The organism is Billgrantia campisalis (assembly GCF_022341425.1).
Lineage (GTDB): Bacteria > Pseudomonadota > Gammaproteobacteria > Pseudomonadales > Halomonadaceae > Halomonas > Halomonas campisalis.
On record NZ_JABFUC010000024.1, the window covers coordinates 1 to 16,868 of the forward strand.

Below are 16,868 nucleotides of genomic sequence, written 5' to 3' on the forward strand. Positions count from 1 at the left end.
TGGCGCCGGACTCGACCAGCTGCTTGAACTGCTCGGCGGAGATGGTGACGTTCGTGCCTTCCGGAATGACCAGCTGGTCGATACCAGTGAAGTCTGTGGCCGGATCGACGACGATGTCCTCGCCCTCGACGAAGGTCACGGTAGCGACGTTGATGCCTTCCAGATCCAGGGAACCGAAGTCGAACGCCTGGCCATCGTAGTTGCCGATGTTCAGGGTGGCAGCGGTTGCGTCGTCGTCCAGAGAGAAGTTCTCGGCACCGATGGCCTGCACCTGCTCGATGGTCAGGGTGAGGTTGGAACCGTCTTCCATGACCACCGCATCGATACCGGAGAGCTCGGTGTCGGCGAGGTCGACAACAGCGTTTTCCTCGATGACCAGGGTCATGTCGCCGGCGACGTCTGCCGCGTTCAGGGTGTCGAGATCCAGCGACCCGTCGAGCACCAGGGTGACGTCGAAGTCGCTGGTCAGGTTGAGGGTTTCGACCTCATCACCGTCGATCTCTTTGATCACCGCGTTACCATCGTCGATGCTGACATTGATGGTCTTGGCGTTGTTGATCTCGATGCTTTCCACGACCAGCGGACGCGCTTCACCGGTAGAGGTGACGCCCAGTGCCTGGCCCTGGTTGTTGATGGCAACATCAACGGTAGCGCCCGGGTGGAAGTAGTTGGCAACGATGGAGCCGATGCTGGACTCGTCCGGGTTGCCATTGGCCTTGGGCAGGTCGTTCCAGTCTTCGGCGCCGTCACCTTCCAGCAGCAGGCTCACGCCCCAGTTGATCTGGCTGAAGGTGATAGAGCCCGGGCCCTGCAGGCCGAGGGTCTGCAGATCCTTGGTCAGATCGCAGACAAAGAACTCGTTGTTAGCATCGTCAGTGTGAACCACGTAGGTTTCCACACCGGAGGACTTGAGGCCGTTATCGTTGCCAGAGGAGCCAACGTTGTTGCCAGCGCCGCTCAGGTCCACGTCGATACGGGTCGCCACATCGGGGTTACCGATGATCTGGCCGTGGTCAGCGATCGGCCCAACATTGATGGTCTCGAAGCTCTGGATGAACAGGCCGTTCAGGCTGCCGCTCAGCTCAGAGAAGTCGATGGTCCAGTTGTTGCTCAGGAACTCGACCGGCGCATCGAAGGTGATGGCCTGATCGCCCTGCATGACCAGGGTGCCCACGTTCAGGCTGAAGGCGTCGGTGTCATCGCTAACACCCGGCAGGTCGTTGGCGCCAATCACCACACCGTCGGTGTCGGTGGAGTCGATCACCAGGATATCGGTGTTCTGATCCTTGGCCGGACGCTCGTAGCCACTGGCATCACGCTCGATGGTGATGTTCTGAGTCGCGCTGCCGGTGTAGTTCGCCAGGGTACCGCCGGTGACATAGTCGGACTGCGAAGTCACCTGGAAGCCGAGGCCGGCATCGGTGATCACCAGGTGACCATCCATCTCGGCATCGATGCCCTCGAACGCCACGTACTTGTGCAGCTCTTCGGCGGTCAGGGTCAGGGTGGCGCCCTTGGCGACGTCCAGGTTCAGCTTGATGCCGTCATCCAGCGCAGCGAGGTCGAGGATATCGGCCAGGTTGGCGCTTTCCGTGACCTTGATGGTCAGGGTGGTGTCGGTGGCGTTGTGCGCCGGAATGGCCAGGCTGGCCAGCTCGGCGGCTTGCGCCTGGCTGATGGTCAGAGTCTGGCCATCATCGATGATGATGTGGGTCAGGCCTTCGGCCTGGACGACTGCCTTGCTGAGGTCGGAGTCGCTCTTGACCCGGAGGGTCAGGCCATCACCCTGAATGCTGGAGTGGAAGCCCGCGTCCACGCCATCGAGGATCAGGGTGTCGCGGCCAGCGCCGGTGTCGATGTCGAGCATCACACCGGCCTTGGTGCCGGCAAGCTCGATCACGTCACGGCCCTGGGAGCCCTTGATGGTGACTTCGCTCAGCTCATCGGAGAAGCCGATTTCGTCGTTGAGGTTGTCATCCCCGGCAACGCTGTCGACTTTCAGGCGAATCCCACCGGTGTTCTCGGAAGCATCGATGGTCACTTCACCGAAGGCGAACTCCAGCGCGTCGTCGATGACCAGCTCACCAGAGCCGGAGATGTTCAGCTCGCGCAGGAAGTCACCGAAGTCTGCGGACTGCAGGACGTTCAGGCGGCCTTCGGAGAGCAGGTTGACGGTACCGGCGTTGTGGCCGAGCGCCAGGTTACCGGTGTTCATGGTGACGTTGGCCAGCTCCAGCTCGACGGCATCGCCCAGGCCACGGCCGTAGTAGAGGTTGACGTCCTGGGTGAAGTTGCCTTCCAGGCGGGCGGTCGCACTGCCTTCGATGCCGAGGAGGTGCAGGGCACCTGCCTCACCTTCGCCGCTGAAGGCACCGCCTTCGTTGATGACCAGCTTCTCGAGCTCGCGGGCGCGGCTCAGGTCGAGGATGCTGGCACCGCCATCGATGTCGGGCATCGGGAAGTTGGCGTCTTCGAAGATCGTCTCGCTGACTTGATAGTAGTTCGGCAGATTCTGGACCTGCACTTCCTGGATGTTCTTCAGCTGGAAGGGCTGGGCGAAGAAGCCCTTCATGTCCACTTCCAGGACGTTGTAGCCACCGCCGCCGTCGATGTAGGCGCCGTGCAGCAGCTCCGGACGACCGGCCACGATCAGGTCGTTGGCGCTGGTGGTGAAGCCGGACTCGAAGGCACCACCGTTGTTCTGAGTCGGGGTCAGAACGATGCCAGTCTGAGTGACTTCTTCATCCTGCCGGAGGCCATCGATGATCTCGGCGAACAGCGCGGCCGGAGTATCGATGGTGGCCTCGAAGACGGAGCCATCCAGCAGGGTCACGGTGATGGTGGAGTTATCGCCGCTGTCGGAAATATTGACGTTTTCGACGTTGACGATCTTGTCGCCGGAGACCTCGATACCCAGGTCTTCCAGGGTCAGGTCGCTGACGCTTTGCAGGAAGGCCAGGGCGTCCTCAACGTCCACGCCATTCCAGTTCAGCGTGGTCTCGGTCTGAGTGGGAATTTCAGTGAGCGTCCAATTACCGGATTTTGTTAACCATCTGTTTTATTTGTATTTTTATCTCACCAAACCAACCGGTTTCACCTTTTTCCATCGTATTACTTCAAAGTCCTCTCAGCCGCTCCCCTTCTCAGCCCCTGCCAACCCCCATAACCCACTGTTTTTATTAGAAACACCCCATCCCGAATTTTTCCATCCTATTCCTACGGAGTTACTGCTTCTTCTGCCGCTCTTGCTCGCGGTATCGTTCGAGCTCCTCGCGATCTCGCCGGATCCTTTCTTCCCCTTCACGCTGGATGCGCTCCACGATGGCATCCCACTCACGCTCCTCCTGTGAGTAGGGCACGTACTGCCACTTCGGCTCGCCGGGCAGTTCACTGCCTTGCTCCCTTTCCTCGATCCTCTCCAGCGCCGGACGACCGATCTTGACGGTGACGCCGTCTGGTGGGGAGGCCAGGTCGATCTCAATACCCAGGGCATGCATGCCCTGAATCAGCTTGGTCAGGGTTTCGCTACGCATGCTGCCCTCAGTGCGCTCTCCCCGGGTGACCATGGGCTTGGTCACGTCGATCGTCTGGGCAAAGGCCTCCTGGGTCAGATTAAGGGCCGCACGTGCCATTCGCATCGCCGCTGCCTCAGGACGCTCGCCCTGATAGGTGATCGTCACCTCATCCATCACGCTGAACACGTCGATCCCCACCCCGCGTTTGCCCAGCAAGTGAACCATCCGTATCAACGTATCACCCCGCACGGCGACCGCAAGCTGCTCGTTACGCATGACGTTGCTTTTGGAGATACCGAGCGCTTGCGCGTAATCGGCCTGCGTCAGGCTAAGGGCAGCGCGGCTCATCCGCATCGCAATCGCCAGCCGAGTCGTTTCATACATCGCCTTGACACCTCCTGCAGAAGGGGCTAGAACTTACTGTCACTGAAACAACATATCTGAATCAAGGTGACCACATTGCCGACCCAACTCCTGAATCAGCAGTTCATTGATCATAACGCATCCTGCCCACCGAGTAAGCGACGCATGGATTATTACGATACCCGAGTGCAAGGGCTATCGCTCAAGGTGCTGCCCTCCGGGCGTCAGACCTACTACCTACGCTACCGAGACCCACGCGACAAGATCGTCGAGCGCAAGCTCGGAAATGGGGCCGTCATGAAACTGAGCGAGGCGCGCAAGGCGGCCCAGGACATCCTGGCAAAGGTCGCCATGGGCGAAGATCCCTTCGAGACGCGGCGCACCTTGAAACAGGTGCCGACCGTCGCGGCCTTCGTCGAGACGAGCTACCTACCCCATGCCAAAAGCTACAAGCGGAGCTGGAAAACCGACCACTGCCTGCTGAATAAGCACATTCTGCCTGCCATCGGCGAATTGCACGTCGACGAGGTCAAACGCCAGCACATCGTCGACATCGTCAGCCGGCTGGCCGAGACGCTCAAGCCCGCGTCGGTGAACCGCACGCTGATCCTGATGCGCTACCTGTTCAATTGCATGTTGAAGTGGGAGGTACCCGGCATGACACGCAACCCGACCGCAGGGGTACCCCTGCTGACCGAGAACAACAAGCGCGAGCGCTACCTGAAGGAGGACGAGGCGCTGCGGTTGTTCAAGGCCCTGGAAGCCTCGCCCAACCCCCACTTGTTGTTCATCATCGCCATGCTGCTGCTCACCGGCGCGCGCAAGGGCGAAGTGCTGAATGCCCGCTGGTCGGATATCGATCTGGACAAGCGCCTGTGGCGCATCGAGTTCAACAAGAGCGGGCAGACGCGGCATGTGCCGCTGTCGAATGGCATGCTGTCGCTGCTGGATCAGCTGCCGCGGGTAGAAGACAATGACTACCTGCTGCCCAACCCCAAGACCGGCCAGCCCTACACGACACTGTTCCGGGCCTGGGACAACGCCCGGCGCAAGGCGGGACTTGCGGATCTACGCATCCACGATCTGCGCCACAGCTTTGCCAGCTACGTGATCAACCAGGGGCACTCGCTCTACGAGGTGCAGAAGCTGCTGGGGCATACCCAGGTGAAGACCACCCAACGCTACGCGCACCTGACCCATGAGTCGCTGCTGACGGCGGCGGATACGGCAGCGGCCTCGGTGCCGTGGGATCGGGAGGCGCGGGAAGGGGAAGATAAGGGCGAAAAACAGGAGAAGGTGGGTCAGCGGGCCAAGGCATTGCCGGCAGGCCGGACCGAACGCCCCGCCCGGCAGCAGGCGCTCCCCCGCGATGCCCCGTCCGGCCAAACGGTATCGCCGCCACCCAGTGGGGAACCACCGGATGACGAATCTACACAATAAAAAAAGAAATCAGTTAGATACATCAAGGGCAGCCACCGAGGTTGCCCTTTTTGTGTGTGAGGTGGGGAGTCAGGCGACGCTGAGGTCAGTGCTGTGCCTCGGCACGCAGCCGGGCCACTTCCTCCACCGGCAGCTCTTCAATCTCGGCGATCAGCTGGTCATTCATCTCCGTCAGAGCAATCAGCTTGCGGGCAGCCTTACGCTTGCTCTCCAGCGCCCGCTGCTCCGCTTCCCTGACCCGCTCCTCAGCTTCCTCTAAGGTTTCTTGGCGCCCCTTCTCAATAGCCAGGCGCTCAATCGTATTCACGTAAGGCATGTGCTTTTCCTCCTGTATGGCGTAGACCGCCTGGGCAAACTCCGGTTCCAGGGCGCTCGGCAGCTGAAGCATCCAGTCGATGATGATAAATAGCTGTATGACCTGCTCTTTGCTGTAGCCCCGCTCATACAGCAGCCGTACCAGGGCGATCTTGACGTCCTTGCGCGTGGCGCCGTCCTTGATGCGCTTGGCATGGATTTGGGCCATCACCACCAGCGCGAAGACGTTGGTACTGGCTTCGAGCTCTGCCCAGCGCTTTTCCCAGTCAATCAGCTTAGCCATGGGGAAGGTAAAGGTCAGCTCGCATCCCCAGCGCTGATAGCGGAAGGTGGTAGGCCGAAAACTCTCGCGGGTGTCGGCCAGTACCGCCAGGCTCACCACGTCCACCCCGTAGCGGTCCCGCAGCCGGTACTGGTAGGTGTACATGCGCTCGGCGAAGGCCGCTTCCGGCTCGCCCTGCACCTCGACATGGATCAGCACCCAGGTTTCGCTGCCGTCGCGGGCGTAGACCTGGATCAGCTTGTCAGCGTAGCGCCGGCCGCTGTTGGCATCCGGCGTGATCTGCTGCAGCTCCTTGTCGAGGAAACCGTAGCCCTTGGACCAGTCCACCTCTGCATGGATCGCCGGGAATAGCAGATCCAGGAACTCCTGAAAATACGCATCCAGCGCCATCTTCCATGGGCTGTCGTGGTCGGCGGTGTGGGGGGTCTCCGTTTCGCTCATGCTGGCTCCTGTCTCGATCACGCGATGATAACATATTCACCACTGTCAAGCCCCTGTCTTCCTGCCCTACTCCTCACGCTATCTGCCTGCTGAATAAAGAAAAAACGACACCGCCCCACGGCCCCGCCCCACGCTGCCGGTCAGGGCAGGCGTGAGGCAGGGCGAGAGGCCGGTATCGACGGTGAAGGAGGGTGATGGCGACGCTACAGCCACCCGCGCTCGGCGAACGAGGTGTAGCCTTCATGGCCGACGACGATGTGATCCAGCACGCGGATCTCCACCAGCCCCAGGGCGTCCTGAAGGCGCTGGGTGATGCGCCGGTCGGCGTCGCTGGGCTCGGGGTCACCGCTGGGGTGATTATGCACCAGGATGATGGCGGCGGCGTTGTGGGCCAGGGCGTGCTTGACCACCTCGCGAGGGTAGACGCTGGCCGCGTCGATGGTCCCTCGGAACAGCTCATCGAAGGCGATCAGCCTGTGCTGGGTGTCCAGCAGCAGGGTGCCGAAGACTTCATACGGGTAGTCGAGCATCAGCGTCTGCAGGCAGCGGTGGACCTTCTCGGGCTCGGTGAGTTTGGCGCCCTTGCGCAGCTTGCGCCGGGCGATCATCTTGGCCAGGTGCAGCAGTTGAGCGTCGGTCACGTCACCGGTCAGCCGGTAGGTGCCGGGCTCCTCCCCGGCGATCAGTTGGGGAGATGAAGCGCTTGGCAGTGGCAAGATAGCTGAGGTCATACGGGATCTCCTTATCGGGGAATGGCTTAGGCGGCGAGGGTCGCGCCCTTGAGCTCGGCGAAGCGCTCGGTGAGCTTCCACAGCGCGCGGTTGAGGCGCACGTCCTCGGTGACACTGTGGATGGCGCGGGTGCGGGTGGCCCGCCCCGTTCGGGAGCGGCCACGCAGCCCGCCCTTGAAGAGGTTTTCCTGGGTGCGGTTGAACACGCTCCATAGCGAGCCGTTGGCGTCCTCGGTGCGTCTGGCTTCGAGGATGTCCCCCGGCTGGATGGGGCTGGTGGTTTGCCAGTCGTCGCCGTAGCGCAGCGACAGCGCCGCCTCGGCGAACAGCTGGGCCTCGCCCTGGCTGACCAGGGTGGACTGGAAGACCTCGACGCCGTCGGCAATCCGCGGGACCTGATGGCTGAGCTGGATGGAGCCGTCGAGGATCTCGTCGACGACGTGCTTGCCGTGACGCACGCGGATGCCGCCCACGTCGCCCACCGGCGTGACCATGCCGTTGAGGCACACCAGCCGGAACAGCCCCAGGTCGAGCTGGAAGGCCGCACTGCGGTCGTGGCTGTTGGTCAGCACCAGTTCGGTGACGCTATCCCCCACCGCGATCTGCCGGTCGGGGTCTTGCCGGAAGCGGATCAGGTGGCGGGCCACGCTCTGGCGCTCGGCCTGGCGGACGTTGGTCTGCTGGGCACGCACCGGGTACCAGCCCTCGGCCTGCAGGGCGTCGACCACGTGGATGGTGGGCACGAAGCCGTAGCGCTCGGAGACGGCCGCGTCGGGCTCGCGGGCGAAGATGGCGGGGGCAGTACGATGCAGTTGGTCGTGAGTGAGAATACGCATGGGTCAATCTCCTTCTTGGATAAGTGAGTCGTTGCTTACCTTGCAACCACGGCATAACGGCCCGCGCCCTCGTGGGCAGCGGGCAGCAGGTGGCTATCGAGTGGGTGAGCGGGTATTGCGATGACAAGCGCGTGGATCAGGGAGATCCAGGGGAGCGCCCGCTTTGGCGGGCCTGAGGATCAGGCGCGCTTGGCCTGGCGTTGCGTGGTTGGCTGACGCTCATCAGCTGGGTGTTCCGCTTCCTTGCGGCTGGTCTTCTCGGCATCCTCCTGTGGCGGGGACGCCGGTGGGGGCTGCTGGCTTCTGGCCTGCAGCTTGTCGGCCAGGGTCACCGGCTGGCCGGATGAGCCACCCTGCCCGTCTCGGTGTGCCGTCTGCTCGGTGGCGGTGAGGTCGGGATAGAACTCTTCCACCACGTCGGCGGATTCCTCGGCGCTGTCCTCGAAGGCGCCGTTGGCGAAGCCCGCCTTGGCGGCACGATCCAGGGCCTTCTGGTCGAAGCCGGCCGATTCGCGCTCCCGGTCGAGGCGCTGTGCCTCGGCCAGGGTCTCTTCCAGCGTCCAGCCCTCGCGCAGGGTGATGTCGACATAGAAGATCGGCGTGCCACGACTCTGGCGGGTGGACTTGCCCCGCAGCCGCAGCTCCAGGGGCATGCAGGCGAGCCGGTTGCCGGAGATCGCCTTGAAGTAGGCGAGCCTCGCGGCCAGGGTGCGAATCGAGTTGAAGCCGGTGGTGCGAAAGATAAAGCTGCCCAGCGGGTCGTCGTCACCGATCAGCACGTTGAGCCGCCCGTAGGGCTTGCAGGCACCGCCCTGGGCCAACGGACAGGCATCCGGGGCCGGACAGGGCAGGGTCTCCATACCCTCGCGGGTGCGTCGCTTGCACTGCTCGCCGTCGCCCACGCACAGCGGTCGTGCGGTCTGGCGGTCGAACAGCGCGTACTCGGCGCGCAGGTTGAGGTCGGGGTCGTTGAACAGCAGCCGGATAGGAATCCGTCGCAGCTTGCCTTCCTGCTCACGGCGCAGTTGCTCATCCAGCGGGTGGCGTATCCAGCCCTCCTTGGTCTGGAGTTGTGAGGTCAGGGTGAACTGGTCGTCCTTCTGGGGCAGGCGCTTGCCGCCCTGCTCCACCACCTTGCCGATGGCGATCCGCCCGAGGATGGGCGGGGTAATGGCGAGTCCCTTGAGCATGGGAACCTCCTGTTTCATCAAGTGGTTGCCCCACAACGCAAAACGCCCCAGAACGGCCGAGAAGCCGTGCTGAGGCGCGTTCGTGGTTGAGGTAAGGGGTTGAGATGCGGTGAGAAAGATTCTCGTTGTATCGACGCAGTGAGTGGTTACTTGCGCACCACAAAGCGCCGTGAGCCGGGATAGGTCTTGAGATAGTCGGCACACAGTCCAGGGTGGTCCCGCTGCAGCGCCTTGGTATCAAGACGCTGAACCGGGGCGGTCTGCTTCCAGCTGAGACTCCCCGAGGGGAAGGTGGCCAGGGTGGCACTGCCCATGGCCTGCTGCAGGCGGTGCTTGAGCCGGGCTTCTTCCTTCTTGGCCTCGTCCAGGGTCTGGCGGACCCGTTGCAGGTCGACAAAGGCCTGGCTGAGCACCACGTCACTGCTGAAGTCGACGCTCTCGCCGTCATCCTGGGGGAACAGCGCCCGCAGGGCGCGGTCGGCGGAGTCGGTACCGTCCGCCGGCGGCGCGGTGTCGTTCTCCACATACTCCCAGAACTTGGCTTCCAGGGCGATCAGCTGCGCGATCATCGCCTCGTCCCGCTCGATGCGGTGGATCTGCAACTCGTGACCGCCCAGCAGCACGGCCACGTCGGCGGCCTGCTGGCCGGTCACCGCCAGCTGGTGCATCACCTGCAGCTGGACGTACTCGGGCACGCCCTCCTTCCACAGCCGCGCCCCATAGAGCCCGGCGGTCTTGCACTCCAGTATCTGCACCTCATCGGAACCGACGATCTCGCGGTCCAGGTTGGCGAGCATCCAGGGGTGGTCGACGTGCTGCAGGATGGCGTTGACCCGCTGGACCCGATGGCCGGTATGCCGGGCGTAGTGTTCGGCCACCAGCGGTTCCAGCACCTGGCCCCAGTGCAGCGGGCTTGAGAGCATCTCCCCGCGGCTGAGCGTCTTGTCATCAAACTCCCGGCCGGTCTTCTCCATCCACAGTTCGAGCTGGGACTTGTAGGGATGCAGCCCCACGGCGGCGGCGGCATCACTGCTTCCGATCCCGCTCTGGCGAATCGCCAGCCAGGCGTTGCGGTCCAGGGCGCGGGTGTCCACCAGGCGCCGTGCCTGATCACGGTAGCGGCGCTGAGGCTTGCCGGGCCGCTTGACGCGGGCATCGCGGCTTACCGGGGCCGGCATGTCGCTCTGCTCGATGGCCTCCAGTACGGAGGCGGTCACGGAGCCGGGCTTGGCCCTGGCGGACAGCGGTGGCTTGGGATCAGACGGCTCGGTGATGGGCGGGTTGGATGGCTGAGGGGCCTGGGACGGTTCAGCACTTGTCGGCTGGGCGTCCCGATCAACGGGAAACAGCACGGTGCGCTGGGCCTGCTCGGCAGGCACGAGGAATTGCGGGTCGTGATGAGGGCGATTCTGGCTCATGGTCATTCTCCTGAGGTGTTTCATGCGGACACGGCATAGCGGCCCGTGCCTGGGGGCAGCGGGCTGATGCGTGATGCGGTGATGAATACGTCGAAGGAAGGAAGTGCGCTTAGCGCGATAGGTAGATCGGGTACTCGGCCAGCGGCAGCCGGAAGGTGTGGCCGCAGGATCGGCACTCGATATTGTCGAGCACCTTGGCATCCAGCTCGTCACCGAGCCGGGCACCGGCGACACCCCCAGCGGTACCCCCGACCAGGGCGCCGAACAGCGCCCCGGCCAGCGTGCCGAGAGAGGCGCCGACAGGACCGGCCACCAGGCCGACCGTGGCACCGGCCTTGGCACCGCTGAGGGCGCCCATGGCACCGGTCGTGCTGCCGGAGAGCACGCCGGTGGTGGCCCCCACCTGGCGGCCGAGCTGGCGAGGGATCAGCTGCGTCGAAGCGCAGCGGGGACAGGTCGCGGACATGGCAATCTCCTGAGTGAAGGGAAGGGGAAAGAGTCCCTTTGGCGGGGCTCCACTCAGGTAATACGGGGCTGAGATACGGTTGAATCGAATCGGCAGGTGAGCAGCCAGCAACCCGGTAGCAGCATGCTCTTCGACACTAACTTTTCAATCACTTACGACGTCACAGCTCGGTCGGCACCGGCCATTTGGCTCTCTTGGTCCCGTGTACGCTGCCTTGGCGATCCGTATCGGTTTGGCTTTGTATGTTATTAACTAACATTAGCTATAACCAGTAGCGCTATCATCGGCTATAACCAGTAGCGCTATCCAGCTAGGAACAGTATGCCTAATGGCACGTCATTACCCCCGAGACACCCTGGGCTCACGAAGTCAGAGCCCAACAGGAAATATCGGAGAGACAGCGCAACCGCAACACACTGCCCAGGATAGAGCCGACCTCACTCCCTTCGAGAACAAGGCGCCAGGGAAGATCCCAAGTGCGTGACGGCAACGCAACGTCACGCTTTCCAACAGCGACATCGATCACGGTATGCCGGGTACCAGGCCCTTTGAGGGTGGCCTGTCCCTTTCCGGCGGAGACGTAAATTTCTACAGGCCTCGACGATGGTACGAGCAAAACGCTCCTTATCAACCAGAGAGGCCTTCCCCCATGATCGATGATGGTGACAACGATATCCTGAGCGAAGACGACATGCTGGCCATCTGCCAAGGGATGAACAGCACGCTATTGGAAACCAGCGCCTGGGGCCAGGAGATCGCGACGCTGTCCCACCACCTCTGGCGACAGGACCTGATTGAGGCGGATCGACAGCTGAAAGCCTTGGCGGCCCATGAGACGCTGCTCCAAAGTGAGCAGCTCGTCCTACCGGATGGCTACGGCAGCAATGTCGTGGTGCTAGCCCCGGACGCGACACTGGATACACTGACGACGCTCTATACGGTGCTGGTGACGATGTTCCATGAGACGGATATAGGCCGACACTATCGGCCGAGTCCTTACGCTCAGCGTTTCCTGTGGGCGTTTGCGAGCTGTGCCTATCTGCGTGAGGCGGGGTTCCACCAACCTCCGACCATGAGCTGGCAGGTGGCCGAACAAACGGTCGTCGACCTCAACCAGCGGCTGACGTCTTGGTATCAATGTCTGAAGCAACCTGCCTTTGCCTACGAGTGCAGTCGGAACCGCCGCAACAGCCGCAACAACTACCAGCGCCTTCGTCAACTGATAGACGGCCTGTTCACTCGCCATAGCCGCTTGACGGTACTTCGGGTAGACCTGAGCTATAGCGAAAGCGATGCCTCTTACATCGACTACGAGACGGCTCGCTACCATCGTGAGCAGCTGTGCGAGACCTTCCACCGACATGAGCTATTCCATCACCTGCTCGGCTATGCCTGGAAGCTGGAGTGGAGGCCCAAGAAAGGCTTTCACTACCATTTCCTTTTCTTCTTCAACGGCCACCACATCCAAGAAGACATTACCCTGGCTCGACGGATCGGTGAACACTGGGCTCGCCACATCACCGGAGGACAAGGACATTACTACAACTGCAACCGAAAAGCCGAGACCGTCTACCACTACAACGCCCTGGGACGCATTGACTATCACGACTTTGAGAAGCAGCGCGGACTGGACTACATCGCCCGCTATCTGACCAAGACCGACGAATACGCCAGCATGCTGGTCATAGGCCGCACGTTCCAAACCAGCTCGATGCCGGGGACGCCTGCAGGGCCTCGGCCTGGACGTCCACGTCAGTTGCCGGCGCCTGCCACTTGGTGTCACGACGCACTCAGCTTCTAACCTTCCTACCGGCCTTGCCGGACGTCATACGCCCAGTATCCCGTGAATCGCCCGCTTTGGCGTCTCCGGAAGCCAATGCCGTATCCACTCCAGCAGGTCGATGAGATAGCGGCGCGGGGTCTTGGTAAGACTCTTGGCAACAGATTGCCATGATGACACCCAGGCCCATTCATTATCTCGATCACGACAACATCCTATAGGCCCGTCCATGACGTGGCCTTCCCCTTCCCTGTTGAGGAGTCTTCCATGAACTTTTCCGCTGATGACCTGGCCTATCTGGCCATGCTGCAAGTCAAGCATCCCGAGCAAGCCGACACTATCAATCAGTTCGCCGCACAGAGAGGGGCCACGATCCCGCACAGCGCGTATGTCGCGGCCGTCCTGAAACACCGCTTAAACAACGCCACCCCCGACCCCGACCCAACCCCCACCCCCGATGCCGATCAGGCCGCAGACGGCCTCTCCCGGCGATGGCGAGACTGCTCTGATCCTGAACAGCGTCCTTCGCTTGATTCCTCTCTTCCCCCCTTGCCGCCCAGAGCCGCGATGTATCACACCGGCGCCCCTCTCCAGGGAGCTGACCTGATGACGGCGGTGATAGATCGGCGTCGTGCCTTGGGGCTGACCCAGAGTGAGTTTGCCAAGCGACTGGGCATCAGCCTGCGCACCTACCAGGAGTGGGAACAGGGCCGACGGCGGCCATCCGGGCCTGCCGAGTCGATGCTGCGCCGGGCGCTGTGAGCATGATGTAGAAATAAATATAGCCAGCATGTTTCTTTGAAATCTGCTATTCTCGCTAATTAATAGCGGAATTAGCAGGAATTAAACAAAATGGCTATACATACAGGTAAAGAAAAAAACGTAAAGAGCTCAGGCGCTCTAAATGAGATCGCAGAAGCAGAAAAGGCCGCACGGGGAAAAGCGTTACACCGGACAGCAGATAGTTGGCCTCGCTACCACGAGCACAGCCTGTTCTACTCAGCTGCCCTCGAGATACAGCATGAGTTTCAGGTGCCGATCGAGATGGCTATGATGACAGCCCTCGGTGCGATCGCATGTGTATGCCAGGGTTTGATCGATGTTGAGCTTCCAACAGGTCAAAAAGTCAACCCCGCGCTGATGCTCCTTACCATCGCCAAGTCAGGAGAACGAAAAACCACGGTTCAAAAAAATCTTTTCAGCGCGATCACTGCCCACAACCGAAAAGCTCTCCAGGAAGGAGAAGCAGCACAAGAGGAATATCAAAGGGCGCTATACATCTGGAAAGCCGAACTGAAGACACGCGAACAGGCTTGGCGCCAATGCATCAAAAAAGGAAAGGAAGAAGAGGCTAACAAGCTTCACCAAAGCATTCTCAGTCATCAACGTCGTGAGCCCAGAAAGCCTAGAGGACAGCGCATTCTGTATACGGACACGACGCCACAGGCGCTTGTACAGGCCATGCATAACAACGCGCCTTTTGCGTGCATACTGACTAGCGAAGCCAACAGTATCTTCAGCGGCCATGCGCTGAAGGATCTTGATAAGATCAATACACTGTGGGACGGTGACGACATCATCGTGGATCGTACAACCCGCCCGAGCTTTATTCTATCAGACCACCGACTGACGCTCTCGATCATGGCCCAGCCACTTGTCATCGAGCGTTTTTTGTCCAAGCGAGGTGAGGAGGCACGTGGTATCGGTTTTCTGGCTCGGTTCATTACTGTGAAGGCCTCCGAGAAAGCTGGCACACGGCACCACCGTGTCATCGGCGACCTGCCGCATACTCAACGCTTCAATGCGCGCATTCAAACCTTGCTTGATGACTGCTTTCAAGATGAAGCTCCAGCAACTTCCACTGAGGGAGAAGGAGAGAGCCCTGCCACCCTTCTTTATCCCGAGCGTAACGTGCTGACATTCTCTGTCAAGGCAAAAATACAATGGGAAGTTTATCAGAAAGAGATTGAAAGGCTACAGTCACCTAACCAGGCACTTCATTACTACACCGACCATGCCTCAAAGCTGATGGAAAACATTAGCCGAATGGCAGCTTTGCTACATCATTTTGAAGGAAAGGAGGGTGATATTGAAGTCAGCACCCTATGTTTTGCGCATGACTTCTGTCGAAAGGCATCGCAACACTTCCAGAAACACCTGGCGGGCACGCCCACGGTGGTGAAAGATGCTAACGACATCGTCGAGTGCTTGTTCCTTGCCTATGAGAAAGAAAAGGATAAGCGAAAAGAGGAAAGCCCAAAAACCGAAGAACAACCCACAAAAACGCCTGGAAATGATCGAAGTCCCTATACAAGCTTCGATAGACATGCACCGCAACTCGGAGTGAGAGGAAGGAGGCACTTTTTTAAACTTTCGCTTCTCAAGCAGTTTGGGCCTTACGCCCTAAGAGGAAGAGCTAACCATAGTCGCCTGCTGGCTGCATTAGATTTCTTACAGCGCATGGGTCATGTCAAACAACATCATCATGACTGGGAGATCTGTGAGTCACTATATAGTGGCCCAGAAGGGCCAGCCATTCGTAACGGCATCGACTTCACCGTAGACAACTTACCGCTTTTTGAAGAGCAGGTGTATTGGGAGTCCCACCCCGGCACCCCACGACAGTACGACCATTGGCAGATCAAAGACAAATAAACAAGATTCAGATAGCGGCTTGCCTCCTGCTGCAGCGTGACAACCAGGCGTCCCATGCTGTATCGAATAAGCGATCCTGATACCACAGGGTAACGGTACCTGCTATGCTGTCACCTTTGATGACAGGCCCAAAGGAATTCAGGCATGACAGACCCAATCTCTCGTTACGAACAGCTGAAGCAGGAAAGGGAGCTACTCGACAAGCAGATGGAAGACCTGGAGAAAGATGAGGCTTTCAAAAATGACATGGCGTGCAAAAGGGACATAGAACAGTTTCTGGAGGGGTATGGGAAGACACCCAACGATTTACCGCGACTCTTCCCAGAGATAGCACCCAATGCCTCCAGCCCGAAGCGCACCCGCACCAGTACGAAACCCAAGACACGGCGCCCTTTGATACGCTACACGCATCCTACAACAGGTGAGACGGTCGAGAGTCGAGGTCTGAATCACAAGACGTTGCAGGAATGGATCAAAGAAAACGATATCGAGACGGTCAAGGGCTGGGGCGAGCCGATAGCAGATGGGGACTCATCATAGGAGACACTCACGACACGCTACGGCAATCTTGCGACACAGGGCATGGAGAGGCCACCAGGCGGCACCTATGCCCTTTGAGAGGTAAAGGGCCGGGTAGAGGTGTGGAACGCTAGAGACAGACTTTCAGGTGCCATTGAGCTGACAGACGGCTACCTCCCACCCTCCTGCACCGTGGCCACCAACGCCAGGTAGGCCCGCTCGATGGTGTCATCCCCTGCCCCATCGTCTTCGATGCCGGCGCCGATGACGTCATCCAGGGCGTCACACAGGGCAATGGCCTCGGGGGAGTCGCCCAACGTGGTCTGCCACTGGTCATACAGCGCATAGAGCGCGTCGAGGTCGGCCTGGGTCATGGGCTCGAACAGCAGGTGCTCGAAGGCCTCCAGCTCGGCCAGAAGCGCCGTGCGGGTAGCAGGCGGGATCGGCCCCTCCAAGGGGGCGTCGTCAGTGGAGGTATCGGGAGTGTCGGTCATGGCGGGAGTCTAGCAGCTCACAGCGGCCATGGGGCCGCCGTTTATGCCGTGGACCAGGATTGCATCGAGATTGGGCATAGCGCGCTGCACAGGACGGCATCGGGCGTTCTGTTGGCTATCCAGGCGATCAGTGCCGGCTCTCGGCACGCAGCCGCACCACCTCGTCGATGGGGAGCCCGGCAATCTCGGCAATCATGGCGTCGTCCATCTCGGTGCGGGCAATCAGCTTGCGAGCAGTGTCTCGCTTGGCCTTCTCTATAGAGCGACAATTACTCTGGCCGGTGGACGACAACTATTCTGACCGGTTGCCCTAAGCTTGACCGCTTGTTCCGACCCACCAGGGAGCCGGTATGGCGGTCACCAGCCAACAGGTCACGCTCTATATGTCGCAACGTCAACAAGGCCAGACTCAGCCCGTCGCC

At 60.7% G+C, this 16,868-nt stretch carries 15 protein-coding genes; 5 read left to right on the plus strand and 10 right to left on the minus strand.

The features are described from left to right. Both HOP52_RS18955 and HOP52_RS18960 read right to left on the minus strand, forming a co-directional pair. Nucleotides 1–2,977: hypothetical protein (locus HOP52_RS18955; protein WP_238979099.1), on the minus strand; the 2,977-nt coding region annotated here is incomplete at its 3' end. A gap of 247 nt (nt 2,978–3,224) precedes the next feature. After that, on the minus strand, nt 3,225–3,899 hold the full coding sequence (locus tag HOP52_RS18960) for a helix-turn-helix domain-containing protein (protein WP_238979100.1): 675 nt from the start codon (nt 3,897–3,899) through the stop codon (nt 3,225–3,227). 75 nt (nt 3,900–3,974) lie between these two features. Between HOP52_RS18960 and HOP52_RS18965 the strand changes: the two genes are divergently transcribed. Continuing rightward, nucleotides 3,975–5,318 carry a tyrosine-type recombinase/integrase gene (locus HOP52_RS18965; RefSeq protein WP_238979101.1) on the plus strand — a complete coding sequence of 448 codons (1,344 nt, stop codon included), beginning with the start codon at nt 3,975–3,977 and terminating at the stop codon, nt 5,316–5,318. 85 nt (nt 5,319–5,403) lie between these two features. Here the strand turns inward: HOP52_RS18965 and HOP52_RS18970 are convergent, their stop codons facing one another. The 6 genes from HOP52_RS18970 to HOP52_RS18995 all read right to left on the minus strand — a co-directional run bounded on the left by HOP52_RS18970 (nt 5,404) and on the right by HOP52_RS18995 (nt 10,998). After that, entirely contained in the window at nt 5,404–6,357 is a 954-nt protein-coding gene (locus HOP52_RS18970; protein WP_238979102.1) for an RpnC/YadD family protein, read from the minus strand. A 203-nt stretch (nt 6,358–6,560) separates the two neighbouring features. Continuing rightward, nucleotides 6,561–7,088, minus strand: a complete 528-nt coding sequence (gene radC / locus HOP52_RS18975) for a RadC family protein (RefSeq protein WP_238979103.1) — start codon at nt 7,086–7,088, stop codon at nt 6,561–6,563. A 26-nt stretch (nt 7,089–7,114) separates the two neighbouring features. Next, complete coding sequence (locus HOP52_RS18980; protein ID WP_238979104.1) at nt 7,115–7,924, minus strand: DUF932 domain-containing protein; 810 nt, start codon at nt 7,922–7,924, stop codon at nt 7,115–7,117. 179 nt (nt 7,925–8,103) lie between these two features. After that, nucleotides 8,104–9,114, minus strand: coding sequence for a recombination directionality factor (locus HOP52_RS18985; RefSeq protein WP_238979105.1), 1,011 nt, complete (start codon nt 9,112–9,114; stop codon nt 8,104–8,106). 146 nt (nt 9,115–9,260) lie between these two features. Further along, on the minus strand, nt 9,261–10,532 hold the full coding sequence (locus HOP52_RS18990) for a YqaJ viral recombinase family nuclease (protein WP_309675257.1): 1,272 nt from the start codon (nt 10,530–10,532) through the stop codon (nt 9,261–9,263). A 109-nt stretch (nt 10,533–10,641) separates the two neighbouring features. Further along, a complete protein-coding gene (locus tag HOP52_RS18995; protein WP_238979106.1) occupies nt 10,642–10,998 on the minus strand; it encodes a hypothetical protein in 357 nt (118 codons plus the stop codon). 649 nt (nt 10,999–11,647) lie between these two features. Between HOP52_RS18995 and HOP52_RS19000 the strand changes: the two genes are divergently transcribed. The 4 genes from HOP52_RS19000 (at nt 11,648) to HOP52_RS19015 (ending at nt 15,973) form a co-directional block, all read left to right on the plus strand. Beyond that, nucleotides 11,648–12,799, plus strand: coding sequence for a YagK/YfjJ domain-containing protein (locus HOP52_RS19000; protein WP_238979107.1), 1,152 nt, complete (start codon nt 11,648–11,650; stop codon nt 12,797–12,799). 246 nt (nt 12,800–13,045) lie between these two features. Continuing rightward, nucleotides 13,046–13,540 carry a helix-turn-helix domain-containing protein gene (locus tag HOP52_RS19825; RefSeq protein ID WP_422677730.1) on the plus strand — a complete coding sequence of 165 codons (495 nt, stop codon included), beginning with the start codon at nt 13,046–13,048 and terminating at the stop codon, nt 13,538–13,540. Between the two features lie 90 nt (nt 13,541–13,630). Then, nucleotides 13,631–15,433 carry a YfjI family protein gene (locus tag HOP52_RS19010; protein ID WP_238979108.1) on the plus strand — a complete coding sequence of 601 codons (1,803 nt, stop codon included), beginning with the start codon at nt 13,631–13,633 and terminating at the stop codon, nt 15,431–15,433. A 144-nt stretch (nt 15,434–15,577) separates the two neighbouring features. After that, complete coding sequence (locus tag HOP52_RS19015; protein WP_238979109.1) at nt 15,578–15,973, plus strand: H-NS family nucleoid-associated regulatory protein; 396 nt, start codon at nt 15,578–15,580, stop codon at nt 15,971–15,973. 149 nt (nt 15,974–16,122) lie between these two features. Here the strand turns inward: HOP52_RS19015 and HOP52_RS19020 are convergent, their stop codons facing one another. Together HOP52_RS19020 and HOP52_RS19025 are read right to left on the minus strand one after the other, a co-directional pair. After that, nucleotides 16,123–16,446, minus strand: coding sequence for a hypothetical protein (locus HOP52_RS19020; protein ID WP_238979110.1), 324 nt, complete (start codon nt 16,444–16,446; stop codon nt 16,123–16,125). Nucleotides 16,447–16,573: 127 nt separating this feature from the next. Further along, nucleotides 16,574–16,738 (minus strand): hypothetical protein, encoded by a 165-nt coding sequence (locus tag HOP52_RS19025; RefSeq protein WP_238979111.1) that lies wholly within the window; start codon nt 16,736–16,738, stop codon nt 16,574–16,576. Between the last annotated feature and the right edge of the window lie 130 nt (nt 16,739–16,868).